Origin of the sequence: Paenibacillus sp. FSL R5-0908 (assembly GCF_038006245.1) — a bacterium.
Classification (GTDB): Bacteria; Bacillota; Bacilli; order Paenibacillales; family Paenibacillaceae; genus Paenibacillus_AQ; species Paenibacillus_AQ odorifer.
In genome coordinates this window covers 2882505-2905257 of record NZ_JBBOUV010000001.1, presented here as the reverse complement: position 1 = coordinate 2905257, position 22753 = coordinate 2882505, and the positions used below count along the sequence as shown (strand labels likewise).

Here is a 22753-nt window from a genome sequence, read left to right as displayed (position 1 = left end):
CATCACCCCGGTAGCTTCAGAACAGAGCCGATTTTGAGTGTCTTCAGCTGCGCATCTGTTAAGCCGTTTAACTTCTGAATCTCTTTCCACCGACTACCGTCACCAAGTTCTCTTTTAGCTATCTTCATCAAGGTGTCCCCGGATTTGATGGTAACTGTTTTAGACTTGGTACGTTCATCTGCGCGTTTCGCTGGCTCTTTCTTAGTGGTGGTTGTTGTACCAGCTGGTGTTGTATTTGTCTTCAACGTCACCTTTTTAGCAGCGTAAAAGACATACTCCTTCAGGCTGATTTCATATTCAAAATCGCCCGGGCTCCCGGCAACCTCTTTATAATTAAATTCTTCGATACTGGCAGCAATATTTATTTTGAGACCCGTTGACGTAAAAATAAACCGGATCGGCTTGCGCTTGTTCATCCAGGTTTCAATTAATTGGATGTAGTCCGCGGGTTGCCCCCAGTTTTTTGATGATACATAGCTTGGTACAGTACCACCGACTGCGATAGCCGGAAAAAAACTACTAAAGCTAATCTCTTTCAGCTTAGCGGCCTTGATTACATTAATTTCACCAAGATCCGTTATATCATAAGTCTCTCCGTCACCTTCCCCACCAATCTCTATTTCTTCCGGAAGGACGGGGATTTCAAACCATATTGCACGGTTGTTAAAACTTAGTTCGATGCTGTAGTCATTAGCCATAGACTCACCTCCGATTTATAGAGGAATAACCCCTTTATTGTCGAATATTGGTAGGTGTTCAGTCATACCAACTATTCATGAAAGGAGTTGAATATTATTAATATTGATCTGCAGGAACTTGAAAAGGACATCTTAGAAAATTTTTTCGAACTAAATGTCGATGATAATTCCAATCCTGAACTAACACGACAGATAGCCGAAGTATCCGCCCGGATTGTAACAATTGCTCTTTCTAGGCTTTCACATTTACAGAAGGAGTCAGAGTGACAAAGGGTTTAGAAACTTCGCTGTAAATTCGTGAGGAAGAAGATATAATGTCTTCCTCCAATCGGCGAGATACGGAATTAATAATTTCGTTCATCGATCGTTCATTCTGAATGTTTATCGAAACATTGAAGGTCGTTACTTTGGCGACCTTCTTTTTATGCGCATGGCGTCTTAACATTGGCATTCCCTCCTCTTAGCTATATACTCCCTTGGCTGTACTCACGATGTCCTCATTAAGCTTCTTTGTGATTTTACTAACGATGGAATCTACATTAGTCTCATTGTGTACTGGTCCTGTCTTCACTTGGATAGTAGGTGTCAATGTTACGAAGTTTTGGATATTCTTCATCTCAGCAACATCACGCATAACCTTCAGATCCTCTTTAGAGATGTCGATTGGCTTCTCTACTTTGCCGACTTTATCAACTTTTTTAAGCTTATTCTTTTTGTCATTATCAGTCGCTGAACCATTTCCCGCACCGGTATGTGTGGAATCCCACTTAGAGAAATCATACCCTTCTGCAGCTTCTTTATTTTTATTTTGCTTGGCTAATTCCTCTGCTTCCTTGGCTGTTTGATCTTTGGCTCGTTTATCCGCTCTATCTTCCAGCATCTTCTGTACTTTGGCTTCTCTCTCAGCAGCAGTTTTGGCAGCGCCATTCTCAGCAGCGGTTATTTTCGCCGCTCTTTGTTGACGAGCTGCTTCTTCTTCAGCGGCAGCTCCGGTTGCAAATTCAACATGCCCAATTGCTTTTATGCTGACGAACTTTAATCCGTTCAGTTTTTCGATAAGTTTATTCAACCTATCTATTGCTCCGTTTGCTAAGTCTTCCATTAACTTAAGAGATTCAACTTTCGCATATCCGAATGCATCAGCTATTCCGTATCCAACCTTCATGAAGAAGATGGGAACCTGGTCGAAAAAATTAAGAATTGCATTCCACGCCCTCATCATACCGGCGGCAAATTGGTCGTTAGTTTTCCACAAATTTATTAACCACTTAACAAGGAAATAAATAGCTGCTACCACAGCGATAATAATAACGATAACCCATGTGAGAGGATTCGCTAATATCGCAGCATTCAAACCAACCTGAGCACCAGTGGCAGTCGTTGTCGCAGCCGCCTGTGCTAGTGTTGCTCCTGCGAGGTACGCTTGTCTCGCTTTAGCGATACCCATTAACAAATTTTGTATGCCCATAACAACGTTTGAGGCAATGACTACACCTTTCCATAAAGCAAACGCCCCTGCAAGCCCTGTTATTATAGGTGCAATGGTCGTCCAGTTAGAGGAAAAAAAGTTATAAATCTCTGTAGCTATATCAAGGACACGAATGGCATTTTGAACCACCCAATCCAGTGCTGTGCTCAGGCCATCAAAAAAGGGCTGGAATGTCCCGTCTTGAAAGGCTGTATTGATCATAGATATTAGCGGCATCAGACTCTGAACTGCAGCACCGCCTGCATCCGCTAAAGTTGAACGTAAGTTATTACCTAATACTTCAACCTGTTTGGCAGGGGACGCCATCATGGTGTCAAATGCTTTTTGACCCATTTGCTGCTTCTCCAATAACTGGTCGAACGCCTTGATGAACCCCTCCATATTACCCGCCTTACCGAGGTCATCAATGTTAAAAGCCCGTATATCGGATTTACTCATGTTAAATCGTTCAGCTAGAGAAACGATATCGCCACTCATAGCCTCCTTGAGCGCAAAAGCAGCACCCTCTATCCCATTCCCTGCACTATCAAAGGCATTAAGCCGCTGGGCGAGATTGTTCAGCTGAGATAACTGGTCTGTATTTTGAGTCGTTGAGAAAAAGGACAGCGTGCTTTGTAGCGATTTAGTTACATCCTGACCAGCTGCCAGCGCTTCATCCTTGAATTTATCGAACATCGCTTTCCCTATCTCAGCATCTCCGGTACGTGCCTTAAACATATCCTCCATCTTCTGTTGCTCCATCGCCCCGCCAACTGTCTTTTCGAAAAGAGCCTTAGCGCTCGCCAGTGACAGGTAAGCAGCAACTAAGCCTTTAATATTACTAAGCCAAGCTGAGCTGCTTTTACCAGCTTCACGTACCCTACCATTAACCCGAGATTGCAAGTCCGCTATTTGCTGTTCTAGTCTAGCTATACGTTCAAGCGCTTGCCGTAGTCCATCAGCATCAGAAGTACGTGTGCGAAGTTGGCGTGTAACTCTGATAAGTTGCAAAACTAGCCGTTGTAAGTTAACAAACATTGCTTCAAGTGATCGTGGAAGTTCAATCCTGATGCGTGCTTGAATATTACCGAGCTCCGAATCAATCTGTCTTCTGATGGCAGCGATCTCAGAATTAATATCTGCTGTATTAAGGCGAATTTTGAGAATAGATTCTTCTCCACCTAATTGCTGCCGAATAGTTGTGAGTCTCTGAAGAATCTCACTAGAATTAATACTAATTCTTATTAGACTGCCAGTTCCCAAAGCAGCTATTTGCTGTTTAATAATATCTAGGTTATGAATAACATCAAAAGCACTAATTCTTAATGTAATTGGATTTTGTACTTGTGATTGCAAACGAGCCATAAGTTGTAGCGTTGATGCAAGTACAGTATTCACCTGCGCTAACCGTTGGCTGAAAGCATCGTTCAGAGCTAAACTGGCGGCAATACTATTCATACAAACTCTCCTTTCTGAGAAAATAAAAAAGCACCCCTTTCAGGAGTGCCTTCCGTTGATTCAAATTTATAATTCAACTATATTGGAGTTCTTTGTTCTTAAAGTTAACTCATCTGCAATTTTTCGAGCGTATTTGATATCTCTGGGTTTGGTCGTAGCGTTATCTGTTTTAAACGAAGCAGAACTAACCTGCCCAGACTTATTTATATAACTAATTAAAAGATAGCATGTCATCCAAATACCACCATTTGGTGCGGGGACATTCTCAACTTTAAATTGAGCATCTTTTATTTGTGAAACGTCAATTGAAAAACTTGTTCCTCCGCCATCAATATTTAATTGGGTGGAATCCAGTTCAATTTTGCAAAGATTCCTTTCCGGTAAAGGCAGTCCATCTACGTGATATAAATTCACAGTTATAGACTGATTCTTTTTAGAATCACTTTTCTTGAAAAAACCCATTCTATCACTTCCCCTAAAACATTTTTTCTATATTCTACCACAGCAGATGGAGGGTTGTGATCATTTTTTACGAACTTTGGACTTAGCTGCATCCTTTTTCTCTTTATCGATTCGAACCAAGATCATAGCATAAATTGCAGATCTATCTGGCTTGCTCATTGCCATTAACTCATGTGGCATGATATGAAGTTCGTGGAGGGCGTAGTAAGCCAAGTTAGCCTCACTATCGCCCTCCTCGATTAGTTTTTTACATCTTCAACCAGTTCATTAATATCCTGATCAAAGCCATTTAAGGTTTGAACCTGATCAGTTAACTTGGTAAACTCTCCTGGTAGCAACATTTTGCGCACCAGAGCCTCAGCACCTTTTACCCCGTATGTCTCCTGTAAAGCTGCGTCTTTCAGGTTAGGATAGACAACAGTTGCTGTAACCAATTTAGCGACATACTCATTTGGATCAGTCTCAGAAGTATATTGTCCATACTTAGCCTTTGTACGTTTAGTTGCTGCCTTGCGGATCTCTTGATTTTCCGCCTCAGTGATACTACGTAGCTTCCAAGGTATCGCCTTTCCATCTTTATCTTTAAATCTAGGAGAGACTACGAAATCCTCTGTAGTCTCAACCGCTGCGTTTTGTGCGTAGAATGCTGAAAAATCGCTCATATTATTAATTCCTCCTGAAATTTGGTTTAATTGGCTGGTGGGTTAAATGCTTGACCCATATCAATATCCTCAAAGGTAAAATCAATATCCTCTTCTAGTGCATCAGACTCTGTATCTAGTGATACCATAACCACACTATCAAGATTCACGCCTAGTAGAGTAATTGTTTGAGACCCAATGGTAGATCCCGGATCTTCATTAGTTACCGTAATATCAAAGTTGGTATCTCTACCCGTTTTGATATAATCGATCATTAACTGGCGGAAACGACTTGTTACATAATAAATCGTCATGCTGCCGGTACCCGACCATCCAGTGGTTTTGTGCTGAGTACCACGGCGGCCTAATGTTTTAACTTCAGCCTTTTCCTTCTCTACGGAAGCTTCCAGCGTTTTGATATAAAACATTTCCTCAACCTGGCCGTTAATTGTGGCGTAAGCCCGCCCCTCTTGTCCGCTGATCGTGTCATTTGCTTTTAAGAACGACATCTATCTCACCTGCACTTTCATATATACTTTTTCGATACTGTCTACTGGCTGGATATTAACTTCGACATATATAGCATCTGAATCATTGCCAGGAGATACAGTGATATCCGTCTGAGCATCAAAATTTTGAATGGCATCAATACCCTGCAGGTTATCCAGATAGATCACAGCCTCTTTGCGAAACAGAGCTCGGCCATCAACATTGTTTGATACCTTACCGATGTAAAATGATTCAAAGATGCGCTTCAAATCATTCGCAATACCATCCAACACACGGAGCACACGGTTTTTTTGAAGTTGTTTTCCCTTCTTTGGAGTGTAAGAGAGGAAAGTATTAATATCCTGTTCTATCACAGCCCGATTAACGGAAGGGGTAAAGACAAATTCTCCGGCTTTCAGAGCTGCTTCAATTTGTGTGCTCGTATACCTTGGTGCCACATCTACAGCATCGTCGTATGCCGAATAAGTAAGAGACTCATTCATCTCAGCTGCTGCCGAAGCACCTGCTACCCAAGCAGTAGCCTGGGCTGCTGTAAGTATGGTCCCGTCTGAAAGTACCACGCCATTCTTGACGCTGATTACACCTTCGAAATCGGCTACAGGGTAGTTCTCAAGTGCTGCCTGTACCTTTTTACCTTCTGACTCTCTCAAGCGCCGTACAAAGGCAGCATATACCGCTTTGAGTGCATTGTCCGTGGATGTCAGTGCCACTGTCTGGAAATCGTACAGTTCTAGTGCAGCTAGATATGCAGTATGATCCGCATTAGTCACAGTGCCATTTGCTCCGCCAATCAAAGGAGCTCCTGCATTTGCTGTTAGTGTGCCGGTCCCACTCCATATAATCCAGTCATTCGGGATAAGCCCCGCAATATTAGCGACTACCTGCGTGTCCACTACTGCGTTATCTAGCAGTGTTTTTACATCAAACTTGCTACTATCATCAATGTTGGTTTGTACGACAACCTTCAGCGCATTACCTCGAATGCCACCATATCTTGCTGTAGCTACCAAGGTCCCAACTGTGACCGTTGACTTTGTTCCGTCATTGAGTTTGTACAGCAACACTGTCCGAGCTCTTTTAAGTGCCTCACGCACCAACAACAGCTCTGGGGCTGTAATGTCATAGCCAAGCGTTTTGAATGTATCCTCACCAGCTATAATCGGTGTGATGACCTTAGCCGCTCCCCATGGGAGAGTTAGCGCTAAAGAGGTTATTCCCCTGCTGCCAACCGTACCCAATGCCCCGCCAGACGTTTCCACGTTAACATATACACCGGGTCTTACTTTATTTTGAGTGGTCCATGTTCCACCGGCCATAATCTATTCAACCTCCTTGTTCTTAAAATCATCGATCACTTGTTGCGCCTCAAAAGCTGTATACAGTTTTTCTGGCTCCAACAGCGCCGATAGGACGTCTTTGTCTTGATATGAATACTTAGCAGAGGCTAAGAACTGCTCCTTGGTAAATGACCCCTCAATCGGTGTCTCAGCTGCCTTAATGCTTTTCTCACTCACTTAATACCGCCTCCTTGCTTCATAGTCTGCATTTTAATATCCGGTGCTTTATCCCGGATCAGGTGAACATTGTACTCAACGAAGAAATGCAATACTCCATCCACTATTTCATGCCTCATACCTGTTCCCCGGTAAAGCCCATCATGCCCAGTTACATATTCCAACTCGGAATACAATTGTTCAGATATTAGCTCGCATTCTTCTCGGGGAGCCGCTGATTCCTGTTGCGGGAAGTAATGAACGTCAAAGGGATTGAAACGCTGATAGCGCCGGTTAACCCCTCGGACCTGACTACTTTCCAATAACAGCACAAAAAAGCACGGCTGCTGCATGCCCTGCTCCACTGCTTCGTCATAAACCGGATACTCCGGAGTAAATAACGATAGCTTTTTTATGAGTGCGTTTTTAATATCCTGCATATTCACCGCCCCATATGCTTCTCCATATATTTTTTCAGCTTCCGCTCCATGATCCCTGGTAACTCTCTCTTAAGTTCCTGCTCGGACAGTGTCAGCATGAATTTACCGTTAACCCAACCTGTCCGTAGTCTGGTAACATGGCCGTACTCTACATAGAGGGCATATTCTACATTGTTGACAATCTCAACGTGTACTCCGCCTCCTGGGAGTCGAACCAAATCACCAATTTGCCAGCCTCGTCGTAAGTCTCCCGTTTTGACCGGGGTACGTGCTACGGTTTTAGCTAGCAATCTCCCGGCAAGTTCGCGAATACATTCCTCCATAAACTGTGGAAACTCATTTTGCATCCGTTGAAGGTTCTTCTGAAGCTTCTTAACGTCCTTGAAGTCAAACTTACCCATACTCATGCGTTCAGGACCTCTTTTAGCTTAATCTCCTGATGAGTAGCATATCTAAATGCCTTACCCGTCTGCTCTCCTTTGAACTCCATGCCGTTCTGCTGAACCGTGATTCGGCTTCCTGGCTTGATAGTTACATCAGGAGAGATAAACAGCTTAGCATCATAATTGACCTGATCCGCTGTCACTGTTTGTGTGGCAGCAGGTAAGGATGACTGAGAGAGTCCACACGGTTCATTAGCCAAGACAATGATAGGTTGCTGTTGTGTTTTACCGGTTACTGGATCTTTTACATCCTTCATTTCCGATATAGTACATAAGCCTTCATAGGTGCTCTCAATAGCTGCTCGCTCTGCTGGGATATTACCAAAACTGACCATGTTACCACCTCAATCTGCGGAACGCTTGCAACTGAGCCGCATAATTCCGAACGAAAGCTGCTCCAGGTCCGACCGTAACCGTAGCCTTAGCGGATCCGAAAGCTGTTGTAACATCCCCACGCTTGATGCTAGTAACTGCTGGCGCGGTCTGTTCGAATTCTGTTGGGTACTTCGTCCGGTAGTAATCCTCAGCTATATGCAGAACCACATTATCCAAGGCTTCTGGAATAGATGGTATGTTGCAATAAGTTTTAATCTCCTGGACGATAGTTTCCAAAACAAACAGCAGCCTACTATCCTTACTGCTATCTTCAAACGGTATCAGTAGTAATTGTTTCAGTCGAATTAGATACTTTTGGATCTCCTCCGGCATCTGCTTCACCTGCTTTCAAGATAACTGCAAGCACTTCCTTTATCTTCGAAGCTTCGCCCAAGTCAATACCATGTTCCTTAGCATATTTCTTGAGTGCTGGCAGTTTCATTTCTTCCAGCGGCAAATTCTGCTCATCTTCATCATCATCTAATTCAGGCACATCTTCACGGCGGATTACTCCATCTTTAATCAGGGATTCTACTTCACTAGGGAGGATCAAAATCTTATCACTAGCCTTATAGAATTTCCGATTGTATTTCGCTCCAGTTATCAGTGATATTTCGATTCTCTTATCTTCAGACACTCTCATCACCCTTTCAAAGAAATAGGAGAGGCATAAGCCCCTCCTTAAACCACTTTCGCAATAAAAATATTGTCGATAGTTTCAAATGATGGCAGCGTGATTGCAGAAACGATAGTTTCCACACTTACTGGGTGTGGCTGCTTAATTGTTGTGATGGCCACACCTGTATTCACGATAGATACTTCTGCACTTGTTGCCCCGCTCATAAGATCAGCTTCTTCTGGAGTAGTACCATACCACGTTTTACCCAAAGCTCCGTCTGGAATCAGTGTGAAATAATCGTCTGGATAGAATTGGTGTGAGCTGCCATCTTGTAGAGCATATTTCTTGTTGTAAACCGCAACCGTCAATCCCAGTTTGGACTCCAGGTATTGACGCATCAGTGCATCAGTCATGATGATGTTTAGCCCGCCAAGAGGATTCATATCCAAACGCACCTTTTCATTAGCTAGAATGTTATTCCACGTCTTACGAGTAACGATGGCCTTTGTTGGACGCACACCTTGCTCATCTTCAATCGTGTCCTGCCATTCTTTGATGTCTCCCACGATATTAGCTGTTGGATCATCCCATTTATCTGATCCTGTAAGAGTGGTCTTATGCCCAGCCTTCATGTTGTAGTCATAATCATAGTCAATCCGATTGGCCGTGATTCTGATTTTACCCGATGATAACAATTGCATACGCATGCGCTCAGCGTTAACCTCTGCACCGCTAACCAAACTAGCTCTATCATCGTAAATTTGAGTAATCAAAGATTTTACATATTCGCCGTTGTTCGAGTCCAAAAGTCTTAGCAATTCTTGACGATCTTTCTCTTTTAACAGCATAGCCTCACGGAAAAACGGCATCTCTGTTTCTACCTTTCCGAATCCGATTCGATCTCTCAGAGTTGCTTTAACATCGAATTCCGATGGCATCAAGGCTACAGGCAGTCCTCCTGCTCCTTTGATCCAACCAATATCTAAACCGAGCTTTTTTGCTGATGGAAACAACGTTGCTCCCAGATATGGAATAGCGTTTGATGGATTAGCCGCAATATAAGCCGCAATCTCTGGAGCTCTTACTAAATCTTGAATGTTAGGCATAATTATTTTCACCTTTCCTTTCTTAGACGATAAATGTGATCTGCTTCAATGCTGTCAGTTCTTCAGCAGTAGGAGCAGTCGGGATTTTATTTTTATTAATGAACGCATGAATGAGCATCGCCCCTGGTGCTGGACCACTTGTTACATCCGTATCATTCAACAGAACACCTTCAGCATTGGATACTCCAGTAGTGGTTGTAGCCTTGACCGCCAGTTTAGTATCATCAGCAATCACACCGCCACCTAGAATAGTTCCAGCTGGCACAATCTTTTTACCATCAGCGTTAGCTGTAACACCTGCATCGCTCACCGTGACGGCAATTGCTACATAGTGATCTGGGAATTTAAGAATTTCTTTCTTATTCCCATAGGTAGTTTCTTTAAATTTACTCATTTTGTTTATCCTCCGTTCTTATTTAAAGTAGCTTTCTCGGGCTGTATCCAACCCTTCATTGCCTTTAGTAGATTCAGCCAATTGTTTACCGAAGCTACCGACCTTCTCATCGCCTTGTTCACCCTTGGATTGATCCTTGCCATCCAATAGAGAGGTCCCTTTAAACTTGAACCCTCCACCGCCGCCTTTATCCTCGGTTTTAAACAAGTAGGCATCCGATGTTTGTAGACCCTTAAGTTGCTCTTCTAAGCCGACCACTTTACCGTCATCACCGATGACTAACTTTTCTTTGTCTATAAGCCCAGTAACATGCTTCTCGTTATGCACCTTACCGTTCAACGCGGATGTGATGGCATTGTTCAGGGTCATGTCCTTCAGATCTGCTTCATATTTCTCCTTGGCCGATTTGTTGTCGGCTTGCAGCTGATCTATCTGTTTCTTAAGATCATCTGACAATCCAGCAGTTTTGCTCAAATCCTGTATCTGTTTGTCCCGATCTGCGACATCCTTTTCAGCCTGTTTCTTAGCATCTGAAACATCGTTATACTGCGACTTCGGAACAAAATGCTTAGGTAGCTCCTTGCCAGCATCACCAACAATAGAATCAACCTTCGTATCGTCTAGCCCTGCTGCCTTCAAAATTGCTTTTAACCAATCCATCTATCATCTACCTCCATAGATTTGTATAGCTGCTCTCCAGCTTAGGGAGTGAACCGATATGCTCCGGTTCATGAGCAATATTAAAGGGCCTGCCGCTGCTCTGCGATAGGCCCACTTATGATTACATCGAATTTTTTCACTGCTTCGACTGCGTCATCCCAATTAGCGAAATAGCCTAAATGATGTGACTTCCCGTTAACCCTGCGTTTAGCCCTCCACTTTCCTTTATTTTCATACCATGTAACGCCAGGAAACTTCGAGATTCGTTTCTTTAAATCTGGGTTTCTTACATTCTCTGATTGGGTTACAACTCTCAAATTCACTAGCCTATTATCAAGTGTATCGTGATTGATGTGGTCTACAACCAATCCATCCATTGCCGCAGTTAAATACCTATGAAGCATCACATTTTTACTCGGACCTAAACTTCTATCGTAGCCTAGTACATAATATGATTTTGTATTTTTGTTCCACGATGCTCGGAATGTTCCGTTAAATTCATTAAGAATCTCCAAGGATTTAGTATCAATCAAGGTTTCTATGATGCCTTCACTGGAAGAAACATAAATAGCAGTGATTTCGCCACGAATGTTAAATTTGTTTTTCACATTCACAACTCCTCCCAATATAAAAAGCACCCTCGCATATTGGAGAGTGCTTCATATACCATATTTCTGTTTGATTAATACCCATTTCATAGCTTCTTCACGATTTAACCGCCGCTCTTCTGTTGCATTAGCATCCAAAACACCTACTAGCTGTTTTGGCAGCTTATCACGCTTCTGAAGATACTCAAACCTAACGGCGCTGATCTCGTCCACAAAAGCGTCAAATCGTTCGCCTAGCTTCTCACCTTGCGGGGCAAACTGTTCAGCGATAGCCGCCCTATTCTCTTCTTTAGTTCGCAAGATCATCACTCCTTTGTATATTGTAGCGATTCAAGAAGCATTACTAGCTGTTCCATGGTTAGGTGCTTTTCGTCATAACCTGTGAGTGCCTGCTCAATAGTAAGCAATGCAAGATACGAATCTTCTGCTTTATCAAGTAAACGGTTAATCTCATCTGTACTCAGGTTTATTGGGGCTGACTTCTTCAGGATGTACGTGCTACCTGAATCAACTGCTCTCAACTCCTTGATTCCATTCTTTATGAATGCTAGGACATCATCCCGACTAAATGATCCTCCGGGTTCCCCATCCACTGTAGGGTGGTTATGGGTGACGATGCTCTTTTTAAGTACTTCAGGTGGTTTGATCTTGGTAATATCGACAGATGCCTTATCACCCTTAACATGGATAACCTCACCTTCTTTAGTGAGAGCAATAGCATGTTCTTCTGTAGCGTTCCTGATGGCTTGCTCAGCATCCTTTACATAGTTGCGGACGATATCAGGTTTAGACAGATCGATATTACCTAGTTTACGCGGAATGTCTGGCTGCAGCTTCGGTAGATCCATTTTACTGAGATTAATCAGCGGTGGTGCAGTCTTTCCGGTTTCATCATACCATTTCTCAGGTTCCAGGGTATAGATGCTTTTCTCAGGAATTGGAATATCCTTTGTTGGCCCGCCCGGAATCTCAATAGTAGGTAAGGGAGTCTCTGGTGCTTGCTTACTCGGAGTTTCAACAGAAACAGCCTCTGTAGCTTCAGGAGCGTATTTCTCCGCCCATTCCTTATAGTTGATATCCTCTGGTATGGTCTCAGTCTTACCGTCCTCGTCACGCGCTACCCGAGCTTTAATGTTATCCTCATAGTGCGGGATAGTGGTAGAACGACAATGAGCATGTAGAGGTGGGTAGTTAACATTAACCACCGCATCAACAATAGCAAATACTTTTCCATCCATATCCTGGCACTTAGCAGATGTCTTATTATCCAACGTAGCTGTAAAGCGGTATTCTTCAACACCTAATTCTTTATAACCAGCTAGTCGAGATTGTCCAGCAAAGTAAGCTGATTCTGTAAGAATTAGTCGTGTAGCTGCTTTTTCTGATACACCCATACGATCCTGAAGCTGTTGAATCATCTGTTTTGATGTATCCCCGCGTATAAGTCCTTGAGTAAAGATATTCCGCAGTTCACCATTCAGCCTTACTCGATCAGTCCATATACGAGATGAGAAGTTGCTACCATCTGGTGCCCATGGAGCTGAAAGGATAGCTTCAAGCTGCCGCTTATCCACCTTGGAGAATGATGCTCCTATACCGATACCCTTTTCCAGTTCAAAAATACTTCGATAGTATCCATCCTTGTAGACGTTACCTAATAGCTCTGTTGTACCTGTCAAACGCTTAGCTGACAATACCTCGATATGTTGCTTCATCTGCAATTGGATGGACTCTAAGCGGGTAACACGTACTCTAATGCTGGCATTCTCTAGTTCCTTCATCCAACGCTGATCTATGGCGTTCTCTTTACCGCGAGCAATATAATCCTCAACGGTCCATTTGAATTCTTTGAGCTCGCCTGCTTTGAGAACTTGTTTAGCAGCGGATAAACTAACAATCCCGTTATTATCTGCGAACCGCTGATAGAAATTGTTAACGTCCATCTGGATGGATATCTGAGCCTTGCGGTATTCCTTATTCATTGCCTTTGTGAATGGCACTCCCTTGTTAAGCAGAGATTCATTCAACTGCTCCATTCGCTTTGACCAGTAAGCTTCTGATCTCATTTCTTATCATCTTCTTCCAGCTTAGCATTGCCTTTAGAATCTCCCTGAAGTCCGTAATCCTCCATATCTTTCAGCGCTGCCTTTTCTTCATCAGCCTTGCGCTTAATTTCCTCCTTGGTATTTGTCACCCATGGATGGTTAGCAAGTATGGTTTCATCGGAGACTATACCAACGCTGTTTTTAGCGTCAGTAATAACCTGGGACTCATTAATGACGATATCCCGATTAAACAGGAAATTTACAGTTTCCTCAGAAAAATCAATACTAGTGGTATTCGCAAGATGAGTATTAACGAACCACAGCAACTGTTCAAGAGCTGCCTGAAATTCATTCTCGATATCATTGGCATCCATATCCAAATCAGCATATAAGAATTTTAACGCTTCCCCGCTCGGTGCTGTAGCAAATGAATCTGCTTGAGTATCTACCCCACGGCCAAATTCATAGATATCGTTTCGAGTCATATCCATATGAGTCTTGTACGCTTCCGTGTCGATCTCCAAGTTAAGAGTGTCTACTCCACTGTTATCATCTGCTGACACCTTAACAGCCCGTAGTATGGACAGGTTACGACGGAACTCACCTAAATCAGAGCCCTCATATCCACGGATTACATAAACACTGTTCGGCAAATCCTCCAAGTTATTGCTATTGTCAGATTTTTTTTGATCATACTCATCAATCTGGCTCTTGAGCAATGATATCAGCGGCAGCTCATCCTCGTTGTATTTAAAGCATATGAAGGGGATTCGCTCCCAGTTCAACGCCTTCTCATCTGTCTCTTCCTTTTCATCAATTACAGAGAAGTGGCCGCTATTCCCTCCCGATTCCACATCAGAGATGAGACCGCTTATAGATGGCGTGGGCAAATGGCTGCTGGAGCCAACCACATAACGGTTAACACCCTTAGAATGCCAATACTCAACTTTCTGGATAGTGGTCTTTTTAGTTCCTTGATAGGCTTCGACCTCATACACCCGGATGAGCGCTTGCAGATCAGTGTGAGCAGCGTCCCTCCATAGGGGAATAATCTCTTCTGACGGCAGCATTTTAAACCGGAAATTGCCCTTTTCATCATAGTAAATGTGAAGCCAAGCGCGGCCCTTCTTAATGGACTCCTTTAGCAGGCTCTTGAGCATCCGTTTGAATCCTTTATCAAAGAATCCGCTCAGCATTTCATCGTAGACTTTGTTTTCTGTTTGAATGCTCATTTCCTTACTAAGCAGATACCCCGCTTTCTGGTCAACAAGTTTCCTCAAGAATCCATGAACGATTTTATTATTAGCCAGGTTTTTAGCTTCAATTTGTGCCCCACCATCACCGATGGTCATACGCTTTCGGTCCAGTATGTCGCTCTTATTTCGGTAATACTTCTCCCCGGCAAGCATGTCCTTGCGATCTTGGGAGTTGTACCAATCATCGATTTCCTGTTTGATGATCTGTTCAATCGTCATAGCATTTGCTGCTCCGTCTTCAATGATTTTGAAAACTTCCTGTGTGGTACTCAAATAGGTTTCCTCCTCTCCAATTAATCAAATGAAAATGACGGACCCTTCATATCGCCCTCAAAGGCGTAACGGGTAGCATCAATTGTATGATTGTCCTTATCCTCCAACTTCGCCCGAGGATTGCCATCTGGGTCTGTTTGATAATCGATATTTTCAAACTCCCTAGCAAGGTTCGGTGTTCGCTTCTGATCTATAACGATTTCCTTCAGATCATCCAGCCACTTTTCGCCGTATTCAACTGATCCCGGGCCCTTCTTGGCACCCCTCATCTTTACATCAAGCTGATTACGCATTTCATCAATAGACTTTGGCTCTGCGCTGTCCGCTGTTGTAATGGTAGTGTGATAGCCTTTATTTTTTATTACCTTTGCCAATTCTCTGTTCGAAATCTTCACGCCATATATCTCATCCATGGCGTATATTGTTCGGCGAGTCTTATCATAATGCCAACGGACAAAAGCTACCGGATCGACACCGTACCCCCAGTCATTGCCTTGCCGTATATTATCGAACCTATTAACTTCCTCATCGGTTATAGTTCTGAAAACTAAATTATCGAACGGAACCACCCCACTCCCGATTGCTTTACCGCCATATTCCCAGTCATATTTCTGCTGACTCTTTTTACGAACTTCTTCAGCTTCTTGGACGAATGCCTTTGATATATACGGGTTATCCAGGTAGGTAGAATGATGAACGTAGGTGTTATCAGGAATGAATTGTGACTCATACTTCTTGTTCACCCAGCTTTGTTTCCGCTTAGGTGGGTTGTAAGAGTAATAGAACTCATAAAAAAGACCATCTTCCAATTCTGCACGCAACACAGAATTTTCAATGGTCGAAATCTCTTCTTCAGTCTTGAATTCCGCTAATTCCTCGATCCACATTATAGCTATTGGAAACTTAGATACTTTAATGGATTTAATTTTCAGCGGATCATCGGCGCCTCGGAATATGATTTTATTCCCGCGAGGCAAGTAAATAAGCTGCAGCGGTGACTTTACAACACGCCAATATTGTTCCACTCCTAGTATTTCAATCGCTTCCTTAAGCTGCTCAAACACTGACTCTTCCAGTGTTCGGGCAACCTTGCGGATGACCAGCGCCGTAACCGGGTATTTCATCATGTTTTTAACAACCTTCAGCCCGATATGCGTTGACTTAGCTGATCCGCGACCACCCTTTAAGACATGTCTAAGATAGCGGTGTGAATTGGATGCTTTCCAGAACGAATGAAAGTGTGGGGTAATCTTTTCAGATAAGCGAACCTTAATCATCATCTGTACCAATATCATCAATGATTTGAACGCCTATTTCCCCAGTGATTTGTTTATCCACCCACATGCCATATCGCTTACCAAGCAATTCCAAGGCCTTGATTTTGTCCGCAAATTTGATTTCTCTTTCCACACCATCTGAATCCTGTCCAGGTATGGTTTTTACCTTGACTGAAGCGATAGCGGCGGTATCATCCTCTGATGCATCATCCCGAATAGTAGCATCACTGAAATTCACCACGTCCGGAGCGTTAAGAAAAGCTATTCGGGCTAATTCACGCATGATTCGCTCCTGATTTATACCTGTTCTTCTGGACAAAACTGCCAATCTCTCATCTATACGCGCGCGAATGTGAGGTTTAGAAAGGTTCTCAGCACCTATCTCTTTTGCTGTTTTCACACTATATCCTGCTCGTATGGCCGCTTGTGTAGCGTTCAAATCAATCAGATACTCATCAACGAATTTCTGTTGTTTATCAGTTAGCTTCATGGCATGATCACCCACCTCCAAGTTTAAGCATTAAAAAAAGCACCCTTAGTTGGGTGCTTTTTTTCAATCCAATGTTTCGTACAGTTTATCATTGTACATCCTTACTCTCCATTCAGCATTGACTTCTCCATTAACATATTCACAATCCGACGTAACGATTAATGGAAATACTTTTACTTCCGTTTCTTTTTCATATACCCTGGGCTCTGTCACATTTTCCAATAAGTACAGAAGGCCTTCGCCTTCCTCTGTATAACGTAATGTCGTTGATACTCCTGGATTGTTATTACGAAGTTTTGCGTAGTGCTCCGCATGCTCAGGCATTATAATGCTTGTAACGTATTCTCGAAAGGATACACTGTCAATTCCGGTTTCTAAACTATATTGGCGATGCATGCCAAATATCCGAGCTTTATCCACCTTGCTAATCAGTCTCCAATATTCATCCACATCATCACTAAATATGACCCTCAGAAACTGAAATGCTAGATCAGACTGTTCTTTGGAAATTTGCGGCCAGTTTTCCTGCATACTTTTCATCTCCTCCTCAACATCCAGGATTCGACATAAGATGTAAATTCCCTTCTTTTATTTACAAATCCCCCCACCAATCTTACTATCCATCAACTCTGCAGCTTTTGGGGTTTAGATTATGGGTTATAGCTCTTTTTCCCAATCAATTGCGTTTAGAAGAGTGGCATATTCATCTCTAACATCAACAGAAATCCGTTCATCTTCAATAATCATGCAAATGATTTCTGTTGCTTGCTTGATTGGTTTCAAGTTCATAAAGTTAACTGTTACACTTGCCATAAACAACCTCCTATCATAATGTATACTCCCTGCTGGAATCGAACCAACGACCGCCGAGATATAAGCTCGGAACTCTTACCCCTGAGTTAAGGGAGTAAATAAAAAAGCCGCCTACCGGCGACTAGGATTCTTTAGATATTCTCTTATTGATGTGTAAGACAATTAGGTTAGAATCGATGTCTCTAAAATTAATTTTAGCGGAGTTATTAGACACCTCTTCTACACCTTCCTCGGTGATTTCACCCTTCTTACCATACTCAGGAAGTATAAGGTGGTTTCCATCAAGTTTATAATCAACAACATGACGAACTCCCGCTTTGACTACTTCACCATCATCCGTCCAAATCGTTATATCAATTAACCCTTTACCATCGAATAACTTTTTGACCTGATCTACTTTACTCATACAATCGCCTCCTGTCATCTAATTCAACAAAAGGTGACATATTCCTTTATTTGGTCAAGCTCAATTAACCGTGAGCTCATCGGCTGGCGTGAATTTTTCACACACCATTCATTATAAGAGCCGAACCGTTAATAGGTTCCTCCTATATATAGGTGGCAGGCGTACGGCAAGATTAGACACATTGGAGAAATAGACTCATTCCCTTGTTAATCTCTACTTTGGTTGTAGCGCGATCCAGATAAGATTGTACTGTGCTTTTTTTAGTATCAAGTTCTAAAGAAATCTGTTTTAGTGACATTCCACAACCGTGGTGTAGAACGAAGCATTGCCTTTCTCTCTCAGATAAATTGTGCATGGCATCCTCAATAGCGTATTGTTCATGAGGTTGCAAACATCGTCCTTCCTCTTCCTCCTGTTGAAATTCTACTTCATATGCTGTGAGATATTCCATCCATGCAGGATCCCATACACTTGTTCGTTGAGCTCCAGATCTTCTATCAATCGTTCTTCGCCATCCTGGAGGATATCCTGTTTCCATCCATTCAATTGAATAATCTAGATCACTTATAATTGCGGACATCATATTTTTATCTAGTTTGATTGGTTCCATCTGCTTACGTAAGAGTTCACGCTCATTCCTATCTTTGGAGTCTTCTATTTTCTTCTTCAATGGCTCAAGTTCTTTTTCTAGTGAAGCGAGCTTTTTATTCAACTTCCCCTTAGTGTCTTTATAACTCGCAATCAACGCCCGATCATTCATCATTAACCCTCAACTCCTTTGTGATATAATCGACTTGAGGATAAAAGCTGCTATTGCCCTGATGCTTCAGGGCTTTTTTCTGTATAAATACCTTCCACCAACATAGAAAACATCTTCATGTTTGTACTAATAGGATATGTGTTATACGGATCTTTGAATCTAACCCAGCTTGGACCCCACGCCAGTACATCTACAGGCTCTCCAGGGCTTGCAGTAAAAATAAATTGTCTATGCCCGTCCGACAATGCTTTTTGAGTGTCCTTGTACCTCATTCTACTGACCTCGCTTTTATAGTGTCTTGTTCCTCTCTTTATGGGGAGCAAAAGGGATAAATCCTCTCCGGCCCCCTCTTCGTTAGGTTTATTCGGTCTGACTCGATGGCGCTTCGCGCACAACTGGTTCGTACTCGTCCATTTTGATCACGCTTGGAACACCTGTCTTGTGATCTACAATGAGTGTATAGGTTGAAGAATCATAACCATCTTTCGTTGGTTCTTTATCAAAAGCAGCATTGCATAAAGGACAATCTTCTAACTCGTAATCATCTAATTCATAGAATTCACCATCGCAATAAGGACAACACATTACCACAATCTCTATAGCTGCATTACTCGTCTTCCAAAAATTAATACTCTTCTTCATATCCTCTTCTCCCCCTTATACCTCTATTAGTTCTGGATTCTCGTAGATGTTGCCAACTACTTCCGATACTTTCAGTTGCCCATCACATTCCAAGTGGTAATAAAAGCTTGGTTCTCTCGCAAAGATCATGAATGCACAATGTTCCTGAACCCATTCCACTTCTCCTATTCCAGCATCGTCCTTCAAGAGATCCCCTTCGTAGGTCTCCCGTCCGTTCTTGTCCTTTAATCCGGTGTACTGGCCGACTGTTTCAGAAAATACGCTCCACTGCGCTCCTTCAGATGTGAAAATGTACATTGTTTCTCCGTCTGTACCTACTACCAAACTCCCGTATACCCATACATCGTCTTTGCGTTTTGCTCGGAACTTAATCTCTCTGCCCATCATGTATCCTCTCCTTTGATTGGGGTCTCAGCCCCCTAAATCATGTAATTGCAACTTTTCTACAATCTGAACGCAATTTTTGCAACCGTGGATTGTCTCAGCCCCCTTATAAGTTCATCCAGCCCTGTTTCGGCCATCGCTACGCTAAGTAATGCGGTCGTTTCGGAGGCCTGACGGCCAATCAGTAATACTCTCTGCCTTCGATTGACTCAGTGACTGTTCGGTTATCTTCGCCTCTCTCATTCTCAATGTCAGAGTAAGCGCCTTTTATCATCTTCACCGTTATGCCAATGTCATAAAGATAGATAATTTTATCCATCAAATCAGAATCATTAAGGACATCCTCTAAGTCGAAATGCATACCATGGTTTTGTTGAAATAGGTTTCGTCGCATTATTTTCGGTATATCGTTCTCTTCCCTTGTGAGTGTCATTGGTTATCTCCTTCCTCAACCGCCTCATAGGTTGCTACGAAGATATCCGGCTTACACGGGTAGAACTCGCCCTTTACGCCTCTGATGATGAAATCTCCCGGACTAGCTATCATCGCACCTTCCAGTGTGTAAATTTTCAAACCATCACTTTTGATATATCGCTCGAAGTTATCCCATCTTTCATGGTCTTGGCGGGTTTTAAGCACTACTGGTTTATCCATAAATCCGTAGATTTCAAAAGCATTGTCACCTGTAAACTGTACGGCTTCGATCTCTACAGGCTTTTTTCTGAACTTCGGCATCTATTCGCCCTCCTTGGGTGCTGGGGTATCTGGGTAAAGGGTGCGTAACAGATTACTTACAGAAATGTACGCCGCGTTATCATCCGGTTCTAGAACTTCTTCGAAATCACCAAAGTTCATGTATGCCCGACCTTCTTCTAGGTCGTATCTGAACATATACACCATAAGTTCTAGTGCCTCTTTCAGCCGTTGTTCACGCGCTTCTGCTGCGTCTGCGCGCTCTATCTCACGGTATTTTGCTAAGGTTAACTCTCTTATTTCTTCCTGTTGCTGCTCCACTGCTTTGTAGCAGTCAGAAAGTTCTCCTTGATAGAATTTGGCTTCTTGGAGCCAGTAAAGCATCGGTTCTGTCCAAGCAGGAAATGCATCGTGCTTAATAGTGCCCTGAACCAAGTCCATATCCTTTTGCCAGTCCCTTTGTGTCATTGAGCTTCCTCCCCGACATGCGTTTGATCGTAACACCACACGCTGATTTTACCGTTCAAGTTTTTTTGTGTGGCGCTGGTTATGACTCCACTTTCCTTCATATCTCGTAGTACCTTTTTCCATTCCGTTTCTTTAGCTTCGACTTCAAATCTATTCATCTCTTATATCCTCCTTGTGGGAGAGGAGAGATACTCCTACTCCCTGATATCGTCGTATGGCATACTACTGAATCTGTTTTGGATACTCCAACACATCACATTCTTTTTGCGCTTCAAGTTTGCTGCCGAATTTCAAAGCTTCGTTAAGGTCGGTTGTATACTCCTCTGAAAGTGAATTGATTACTTTTTTCAGATACTCGCCTTGTAAATTAACGATAACCCACTGTTCCATTCAAATCCTCCTTGCTAATGGATAGCGTGATATATGCCGCCTCTGCCCTCTCTCGGGGGCTGGCGAGTAATAGGCGTTTAACTTCAATGAGTGCTATGAGGTCGTATTCTTCAACCTTGGCGTACGTTGTCCCGTATACTATCGCTGACAAAGTTTTCAAATATAACGCTGCATCTACCTCTATAGCCTTTGCCTGTACCTCTAGGCTGGCAGCAGGGTCATTGCAGTAGTCTGGAGCATATGACCATATCAGATCCTCTGTACCACTGGAGGTAGCGCGTATTTTTCTGCCAAGCATTAAACTCCATCGTTCCTGAGTTTTGGACCATTCCACTGTGTACCCCATCAACTCCGCCAGCGCCATGTTAAGCTGCTGGTCTGTCTTATCTTTTACCTGTGTCATGACTTTCCCTCCTTGCGCTTCAGATCGTTTCTTTGCCTCTGGAGCGTCTTTATATGAGTTATTGCAGACATAGCGATCTTTTTTATCCATTCGGGATCAGCAGCCGCAATTTCTGCCAGAGACATTTCAGTAATGCTTTCTAATTTAAGGATGGTAGTAGGTCGGTCATAATTGGAGTGTTCCTTTGTCATGACTGTGCCTCCCAACCTTCACTACATTTAGCACATTGAAATCTATGGTGAGTCGTTTCATCAGGAATTTGATGTACAGCAGGCTGTCCACATCCACACCAGAGACGAGAGAGGTCATCACGCAATTGACCATCAACGAGTTTTATAGGTCCCTGTCCTAAATCATTCATGCCTTGTCGATCCCTTCCTCATCACCTAGGACTTCCGCAATTGACTTCAAAGCACCATTCCCAATGTCCAACCAGCTTTGAGTTTCTTGTATTGTCCACAATTCATTTGGTTGATCACGTAAAAGGTCGCAGATGGATTCATTTGATACTTCCAGCGCCTCGCGTTGTCGGGCTATGGTCTGCTGTGCCTCTACTAGCTCCTTTTCTAAGCGAGTTTCAGCGCATACCGGACAACTATGACCACCTTCTGGTGTATCGTCTTCATACATTGCAGGAAATGCAAATCCGCAATCCTCACATTCCCAAAGTTCAACCTTCTGTTGTTGAGACTCTTCTAGAGCAGCCAGCAGGTTGTGTAGTTCTCCGACTGAGATGAATGTGAGTTCTTCTGGCGCTATATCCTTGAATCGACCTTTTAGTTCTTCTATCCGTTCTGGTGTCATAGGATTAGTCATCGTCCGTGTCATCCTCCTCGTTATATAGATTGTCTGGGTGTTGGCGGCTGTGGCGTATGTCCTCAAGCATACAAAGGATTGTCGCGTGCTCGGATAGCATGCCGGCGCGCCCAGAGTATTTGAGCCTATTCAGTTCGTTTCCTCCACCGCGCCGCGGCTTCGTACCATGCTTCTCAATCCTACGGAGCTTCCGACGTAGATACTGCCGCCGCTTATCCATACCTTGCAGGAGCAGTTCAAGTGTTTCTTCAGCCGATCTCAT

General features: G+C 43.1%; 38 protein-coding genes and 1 tRNA gene. All 39 read right to left on the bottom strand.

Features of this window, described 5'->3' with window-relative positions:
* Positions 1-2: 2 nt before the first annotated feature.
* On the bottom strand, positions 3-698 hold the full coding sequence (locus MKZ09_RS12775) for a LysM peptidoglycan-binding domain-containing protein (RefSeq protein ID WP_076208585.1): 696 nt from the start codon (positions 696-698) through the stop codon (positions 3-5).
* A gap of 232 nt (positions 699-930) precedes the next feature.
* Positions 931-1143: a hypothetical protein gene (locus MKZ09_RS12770; protein WP_076104539.1), complete on the bottom strand. Its 213-nt coding sequence runs from the start codon at positions 1141-1143 to the stop codon at positions 931-933.
* A 15-nt stretch (positions 1144-1158) separates the two neighbouring features.
* Positions 1159-3624: a hypothetical protein gene (locus MKZ09_RS12765; RefSeq protein WP_076104538.1), complete on the bottom strand. Its 2466-nt coding sequence runs from the start codon at positions 3622-3624 to the stop codon at positions 1159-1161.
* A gap of 66 nt (positions 3625-3690) precedes the next feature.
* On the bottom strand, positions 3691-4086 hold the full coding sequence (locus MKZ09_RS12760; protein WP_076104537.1) for a hypothetical protein: 396 nt from the start codon (positions 4084-4086) through the stop codon (positions 3691-3693).
* A gap of 239 nt (positions 4087-4325) precedes the next feature.
* Positions 4326-4748 (bottom strand): phage tail assembly chaperone, encoded by a 423-nt coding sequence (locus MKZ09_RS12755; protein ID WP_076104536.1) that lies wholly within the window; start codon positions 4746-4748, stop codon positions 4326-4328.
* A gap of 26 nt (positions 4749-4774) precedes the next feature.
* Positions 4775-5236, bottom strand: coding sequence for a phage tail tube protein (locus MKZ09_RS12750; RefSeq protein ID WP_076208586.1), 462 nt, complete (start codon positions 5234-5236; stop codon positions 4775-4777).
* Complete coding sequence (locus MKZ09_RS12745; protein WP_076208587.1) at positions 5237-6553, bottom strand: phage tail sheath family protein; 1317 nt, start codon at positions 6551-6553, stop codon at positions 5237-5239.
* Between the two features lie 3 nt (positions 6554-6556).
* Positions 6557-6751: a hypothetical protein gene (locus MKZ09_RS12740; protein ID WP_076208588.1), complete on the bottom strand. Its 195-nt coding sequence runs from the start codon at positions 6749-6751 to the stop codon at positions 6557-6559.
* Entirely contained in the window at positions 6748-7170 is a 423-nt protein-coding gene (locus MKZ09_RS12735; protein WP_076104533.1) for a phage tail terminator family protein, read from the bottom strand. The genes MKZ09_RS12740 and MKZ09_RS12735 overlap by 4 nt, the downstream gene beginning before the upstream one ends.
* A 2-nt stretch (positions 7171-7172) precedes the next feature.
* Positions 7173-7577, bottom strand: coding sequence for an HK97 gp10 family phage protein (locus tag MKZ09_RS12730; protein ID WP_076208589.1), 405 nt, complete (start codon positions 7575-7577; stop codon positions 7173-7175).
* Positions 7574-7948: a hypothetical protein gene (locus MKZ09_RS12725; RefSeq protein WP_076208590.1), complete on the bottom strand. Its 375-nt coding sequence runs from the start codon at positions 7946-7948 to the stop codon at positions 7574-7576. Before MKZ09_RS12725 ends, MKZ09_RS12730 begins: the two co-directional genes overlap by 4 nt.
* A 1-nt stretch (position 7949) precedes the next feature.
* A complete protein-coding gene (locus MKZ09_RS12720) occupies positions 7950-8321 on the bottom strand; it encodes a phage head-tail connector protein (RefSeq protein ID WP_076138674.1) in 372 nt (123 codons plus the stop codon).
* On the bottom strand, positions 8260-8625 hold the full coding sequence (locus tag MKZ09_RS12715) for a hypothetical protein (RefSeq protein WP_143767401.1): 366 nt from the start codon (positions 8623-8625) through the stop codon (positions 8260-8262). The genes MKZ09_RS12720 and MKZ09_RS12715 overlap by 62 nt, the downstream gene beginning before the upstream one ends.
* A gap of 44 nt (positions 8626-8669) precedes the next feature.
* Positions 8670-9713 (bottom strand): major capsid protein, encoded by a 1044-nt coding sequence (locus MKZ09_RS12710; protein WP_076208592.1) that lies wholly within the window; start codon positions 9711-9713, stop codon positions 8670-8672.
* Positions 9714-9735: 22 nt separating this feature from the next.
* The gene (locus MKZ09_RS12705) at positions 9736-10107 is read right to left on the bottom strand and encodes a hypothetical protein (protein ID WP_076138671.1); all 372 of its coding nucleotides are present in this window, start codon (positions 10105-10107) and stop codon (positions 9736-9738) included.
* 18 nt (positions 10108-10125) lie between these two features.
* Positions 10126-10767, bottom strand: a complete 642-nt coding sequence (locus MKZ09_RS12700) for a phage scaffolding protein (protein WP_076138670.1) — start codon at positions 10765-10767, stop codon at positions 10126-10128.
* A gap of 80 nt (positions 10768-10847) precedes the next feature.
* Complete coding sequence (locus MKZ09_RS12695) at positions 10848-11375, bottom strand: HNH endonuclease (RefSeq protein ID WP_076138669.1); 528 nt, start codon at positions 11373-11375, stop codon at positions 10848-10850.
* 51 nt (positions 11376-11426) lie between these two features.
* Positions 11427-11675 (bottom strand): hypothetical protein, encoded by a 249-nt coding sequence (locus MKZ09_RS12690; RefSeq protein ID WP_076138668.1) that lies wholly within the window; start codon positions 11673-11675, stop codon positions 11427-11429.
* A gap of 5 nt (positions 11676-11680) precedes the next feature.
* Positions 11681-13441, bottom strand: coding sequence for a minor capsid protein (locus tag MKZ09_RS12685; RefSeq protein WP_076208593.1), 1761 nt, complete (start codon positions 13439-13441; stop codon positions 11681-11683).
* Positions 13438-14949 carry a phage portal protein gene (locus MKZ09_RS12680; protein WP_256719333.1) on the bottom strand — a complete coding sequence of 504 codons (1512 nt, stop codon included), beginning with the start codon at positions 14947-14949 and terminating at the stop codon, positions 13438-13440. Before MKZ09_RS12680 ends, MKZ09_RS12685 begins: the two co-directional genes overlap by 4 nt.
* Before the next feature lie 20 nt (positions 14950-14969).
* Complete coding sequence (locus tag MKZ09_RS12675; protein ID WP_076208600.1) at positions 14970-16226, bottom strand: PBSX family phage terminase large subunit; 1257 nt, start codon at positions 16224-16226, stop codon at positions 14970-14972.
* A complete protein-coding gene (locus MKZ09_RS12670; RefSeq protein ID WP_076208595.1) occupies positions 16219-16716 on the bottom strand; it encodes a terminase small subunit in 498 nt (165 codons plus the stop codon). The genes MKZ09_RS12675 and MKZ09_RS12670 overlap by 8 nt, the downstream gene beginning before the upstream one ends.
* Positions 16717-16779: 63 nt before the next feature.
* A complete protein-coding gene (locus tag MKZ09_RS12665; RefSeq protein WP_076208596.1) occupies positions 16780-17247 on the bottom strand; it encodes a hypothetical protein in 468 nt (155 codons plus the stop codon).
* 126 nt (positions 17248-17373) lie between these two features.
* Positions 17374-17529, bottom strand: coding sequence for a hypothetical protein (locus tag MKZ09_RS12660; protein WP_179089657.1), 156 nt, complete (start codon positions 17527-17529; stop codon positions 17374-17376).
* A gap of 23 nt (positions 17530-17552) precedes the next feature.
* Positions 17553-17625 (bottom strand) — tRNA-Ile (locus MKZ09_RS12655).
* A 25-nt stretch (positions 17626-17650) separates the two neighbouring features.
* Positions 17651-17935 (bottom strand): hypothetical protein, encoded by a 285-nt coding sequence (locus MKZ09_RS12650; RefSeq protein WP_076208597.1) that lies wholly within the window; start codon positions 17933-17935, stop codon positions 17651-17653.
* Between the two features lie 172 nt (positions 17936-18107).
* A complete protein-coding gene (locus MKZ09_RS12645) occupies positions 18108-18698 on the bottom strand; it encodes a sigma factor-like helix-turn-helix DNA-binding protein (RefSeq protein ID WP_051491328.1) in 591 nt (196 codons plus the stop codon).
* Between the two features lie 47 nt (positions 18699-18745).
* On the bottom strand, positions 18746-18967 hold the full coding sequence (locus MKZ09_RS12640; protein ID WP_076138663.1) for a hypothetical protein: 222 nt from the start codon (positions 18965-18967) through the stop codon (positions 18746-18748).
* 88 nt (positions 18968-19055) lie between these two features.
* Positions 19056-19337 (bottom strand): hypothetical protein, encoded by a 282-nt coding sequence (locus MKZ09_RS12635; protein ID WP_076208598.1) that lies wholly within the window; start codon positions 19335-19337, stop codon positions 19056-19058.
* A 15-nt stretch (positions 19338-19352) separates the two neighbouring features.
* Positions 19353-19724: a YopX family protein gene (locus MKZ09_RS12630; RefSeq protein ID WP_143767402.1), complete on the bottom strand. Its 372-nt coding sequence runs from the start codon at positions 19722-19724 to the stop codon at positions 19353-19355.
* A 178-nt stretch (positions 19725-19902) separates the two neighbouring features.
* The gene (locus MKZ09_RS12625; RefSeq protein ID WP_076208599.1) at positions 19903-20154 is read right to left on the bottom strand and encodes a hypothetical protein; all 252 of its coding nucleotides are present in this window, start codon (positions 20152-20154) and stop codon (positions 19903-19905) included.
* Positions 20151-20456 carry a hypothetical protein gene (locus tag MKZ09_RS12620; protein ID WP_341040855.1) on the bottom strand — a complete coding sequence of 102 codons (306 nt, stop codon included), beginning with the start codon at positions 20454-20456 and terminating at the stop codon, positions 20151-20153. The genes MKZ09_RS12625 and MKZ09_RS12620 overlap by 4 nt, the downstream gene beginning before the upstream one ends.
* The gene (locus tag MKZ09_RS12615; RefSeq protein WP_341040853.1) at positions 20457-20882 is read right to left on the bottom strand and encodes a hypothetical protein; all 426 of its coding nucleotides are present in this window, start codon (positions 20880-20882) and stop codon (positions 20457-20459) included.
* Positions 20879-21040: a hypothetical protein gene (locus tag MKZ09_RS12610; RefSeq protein WP_341040852.1), complete on the bottom strand. Its 162-nt coding sequence runs from the start codon at positions 21038-21040 to the stop codon at positions 20879-20881. The genes MKZ09_RS12615 and MKZ09_RS12610 overlap by 4 nt, the downstream gene beginning before the upstream one ends.
* A 64-nt stretch (positions 21041-21104) precedes the next feature.
* Positions 21105-21272: a hypothetical protein gene (locus tag MKZ09_RS12605; protein WP_179088780.1), complete on the bottom strand. Its 168-nt coding sequence runs from the start codon at positions 21270-21272 to the stop codon at positions 21105-21107.
* The gene (locus MKZ09_RS12600) at positions 21250-21675 is read right to left on the bottom strand and encodes a hypothetical protein (protein WP_341040851.1); all 426 of its coding nucleotides are present in this window, start codon (positions 21673-21675) and stop codon (positions 21250-21252) included. The genes MKZ09_RS12605 and MKZ09_RS12600 overlap by 23 nt, the downstream gene beginning before the upstream one ends.
* Positions 21672-21866, bottom strand: coding sequence for a hypothetical protein (locus MKZ09_RS12595; protein ID WP_076208145.1), 195 nt, complete (start codon positions 21864-21866; stop codon positions 21672-21674). Before MKZ09_RS12595 ends, MKZ09_RS12600 begins: the two co-directional genes overlap by 4 nt.
* Before the next feature lie 166 nt (positions 21867-22032).
* The gene (locus tag MKZ09_RS12590; RefSeq protein ID WP_076208147.1) at positions 22033-22491 is read right to left on the bottom strand and encodes a hypothetical protein; all 459 of its coding nucleotides are present in this window, start codon (positions 22489-22491) and stop codon (positions 22033-22035) included.
* Positions 22484-22753 (bottom strand): hypothetical protein, encoded by a 270-nt coding sequence (locus tag MKZ09_RS12585; protein ID WP_076104504.1) that lies wholly within the window; start codon positions 22751-22753, stop codon positions 22484-22486. The genes MKZ09_RS12590 and MKZ09_RS12585 overlap by 8 nt, the downstream gene beginning before the upstream one ends.

Excerpts from the sequence above, each read along its gene's own strand:
- MKZ09_RS12670 (WP_076208595.1), bottom strand. The coding sequence starts at position 16,716 with ATGAAGCTAACTGATAAACAACAGAAATTCGTTGATGAGTATCTGATT.
- MKZ09_RS12610 (WP_341040852.1), bottom strand. The coding sequence starts at position 21,040 with ATGAATAGATTTGAAGTCGAAGCTAAAGAAACGGAATGGAAAAAGGTA.
- MKZ09_RS12660 (WP_179089657.1), bottom strand. The coding sequence starts at position 17,529 with ATGGCAAGTGTAACAGTTAACTTTATGAACTTGAAACCAATCAAGCAA.
- MKZ09_RS12605 (WP_179088780.1), bottom strand. The coding sequence starts at position 21,272 with ATGGAACAGTGGGTTATCGTTAATTTACAAGGCGAGTATCTGAAAAAA.
- MKZ09_RS12590 (WP_076208147.1), bottom strand. The coding sequence starts at position 22,491 with ATGACTAATCCTATGACACCAGAACGGATAGAAGAACTAAAAGGTCGA.
- MKZ09_RS12630 (WP_143767402.1), bottom strand. The coding sequence starts at position 19,724 with ATGATGGGCAGAGAGATTAAGTTCCGAGCAAAACGCAAAGACGATGTA.
- MKZ09_RS12620 (WP_341040855.1), bottom strand. The coding sequence starts at position 20,456 with ATGCCGAAGTTCAGAAAAAAGCCTGTAGAGATCGAAGCCGTACAGTTT.
- MKZ09_RS12770 (WP_076104539.1), bottom strand. The coding sequence starts at position 1,143 with ATGTTAAGACGCCATGCGCATAAAAAGAAGGTCGCCAAAGTAACGACC.
- MKZ09_RS12650 (WP_076208597.1), bottom strand. The coding sequence starts at position 17,935 with ATGAGTAAAGTAGATCAGGTCAAAAAGTTATTCGATGGTAAAGGGTTA.
- MKZ09_RS12585 (WP_076104504.1), bottom strand. The coding sequence starts at position 22,753 with ATGAGATCGGCTGAAGAAACACTTGAACTGCTCCTGCAAGGTATGGAT.
- MKZ09_RS12775 (WP_076208585.1), bottom strand. The coding sequence starts at position 698 with ATGGCTAATGACTACAGCATCGAACTAAGTTTTAACAACCGTGCAATA.
- MKZ09_RS12735 (WP_076104533.1), bottom strand. The coding sequence starts at position 7,170 with ATGCAGGATATTAAAAACGCACTCATAAAAAAGCTATCGTTATTTACT.
- MKZ09_RS12665 (WP_076208596.1), bottom strand. The coding sequence starts at position 17,247 with ATGCAGGAAAACTGGCCGCAAATTTCCAAAGAACAGTCTGATCTAGCA.
- MKZ09_RS12705 (WP_076138671.1), bottom strand. The coding sequence starts at position 10,107 with ATGAGTAAATTTAAAGAAACTACCTATGGGAATAAGAAAGAAATTCTT.
- MKZ09_RS12625 (WP_076208599.1), bottom strand. The coding sequence starts at position 20,154 with ATGACACTCACAAGGGAAGAGAACGATATACCGAAAATAATGCGACGA.
- MKZ09_RS12635 (WP_076208598.1), bottom strand. The coding sequence starts at position 19,337 with ATGAAGAAGAGTATTAATTTTTGGAAGACGAGTAATGCAGCTATAGAG.
- MKZ09_RS12730 (WP_076208589.1), bottom strand. The coding sequence starts at position 7,577 with ATGAGTATGGGTAAGTTTGACTTCAAGGACGTTAAGAAGCTTCAGAAG.
- MKZ09_RS12685 (WP_076208593.1), bottom strand. The coding sequence starts at position 13,441 with ATGAGATCAGAAGCTTACTGGTCAAAGCGAATGGAGCAGTTGAATGAA.
- MKZ09_RS12675 (WP_076208600.1), bottom strand. The coding sequence starts at position 16,226 with ATGATTAAGGTTCGCTTATCTGAAAAGATTACCCCACACTTTCATTCG.
- MKZ09_RS12600 (WP_341040851.1), bottom strand. The coding sequence starts at position 21,675 with ATGACACAGGTAAAAGATAAGACAGACCAGCAGCTTAACATGGCGCTG.
- MKZ09_RS12745 (WP_076208587.1), bottom strand. The coding sequence starts at position 6,553 with ATGGCCGGTGGAACATGGACCACTCAAAATAAAGTAAGACCCGGTGTA.
- MKZ09_RS12615 (WP_341040853.1), bottom strand. The coding sequence starts at position 20,882 with ATGACACAAAGGGACTGGCAAAAGGATATGGACTTGGTTCAGGGCACT.
- MKZ09_RS12640 (WP_076138663.1), bottom strand. The coding sequence starts at position 18,967 with ATGAGGTACAAGGACACTCAAAAAGCATTGTCGGACGGGCATAGACAA.
- MKZ09_RS12725 (WP_076208590.1), bottom strand. The coding sequence starts at position 7,948 with ATGGTCAGTTTTGGTAATATCCCAGCAGAGCGAGCAGCTATTGAGAGC.
- MKZ09_RS12755 (WP_076104536.1), bottom strand. The coding sequence starts at position 4,748 with ATGAGCGATTTTTCAGCATTCTACGCACAAAACGCAGCGGTTGAGACT.
- MKZ09_RS12700 (WP_076138670.1), bottom strand. The coding sequence starts at position 10,767 with ATGGATTGGTTAAAAGCAATTTTGAAGGCAGCAGGGCTAGACGATACG.
- MKZ09_RS12645 (WP_051491328.1), bottom strand. The coding sequence starts at position 18,698 with ATGATGAATGATCGGGCGTTGATTGCGAGTTATAAAGACACTAAGGGG.
- MKZ09_RS12595 (WP_076208145.1), bottom strand. The coding sequence starts at position 21,866 with ATGACAAAGGAACACTCCAATTATGACCGACCTACTACCATCCTTAAA.
- MKZ09_RS12720 (WP_076138674.1), bottom strand. The coding sequence starts at position 8,321 with ATGCCGGAGGAGATCCAAAAGTATCTAATTCGACTGAAACAATTACTA.
- MKZ09_RS12750 (WP_076208586.1), bottom strand. The coding sequence starts at position 5,236 with ATGTCGTTCTTAAAAGCAAATGACACGATCAGCGGACAAGAGGGGCGG.
- MKZ09_RS12765 (WP_076104538.1), bottom strand. The coding sequence starts at position 3,624 with ATGAATAGTATTGCCGCCAGTTTAGCTCTGAACGATGCTTTCAGCCAA.
- MKZ09_RS12710 (WP_076208592.1), bottom strand. The coding sequence starts at position 9,713 with ATGCCTAACATTCAAGATTTAGTAAGAGCTCCAGAGATTGCGGCTTAT.
- MKZ09_RS12760 (WP_076104537.1), bottom strand. The coding sequence starts at position 4,086 with ATGGGTTTTTTCAAGAAAAGTGATTCTAAAAAGAATCAGTCTATAACT.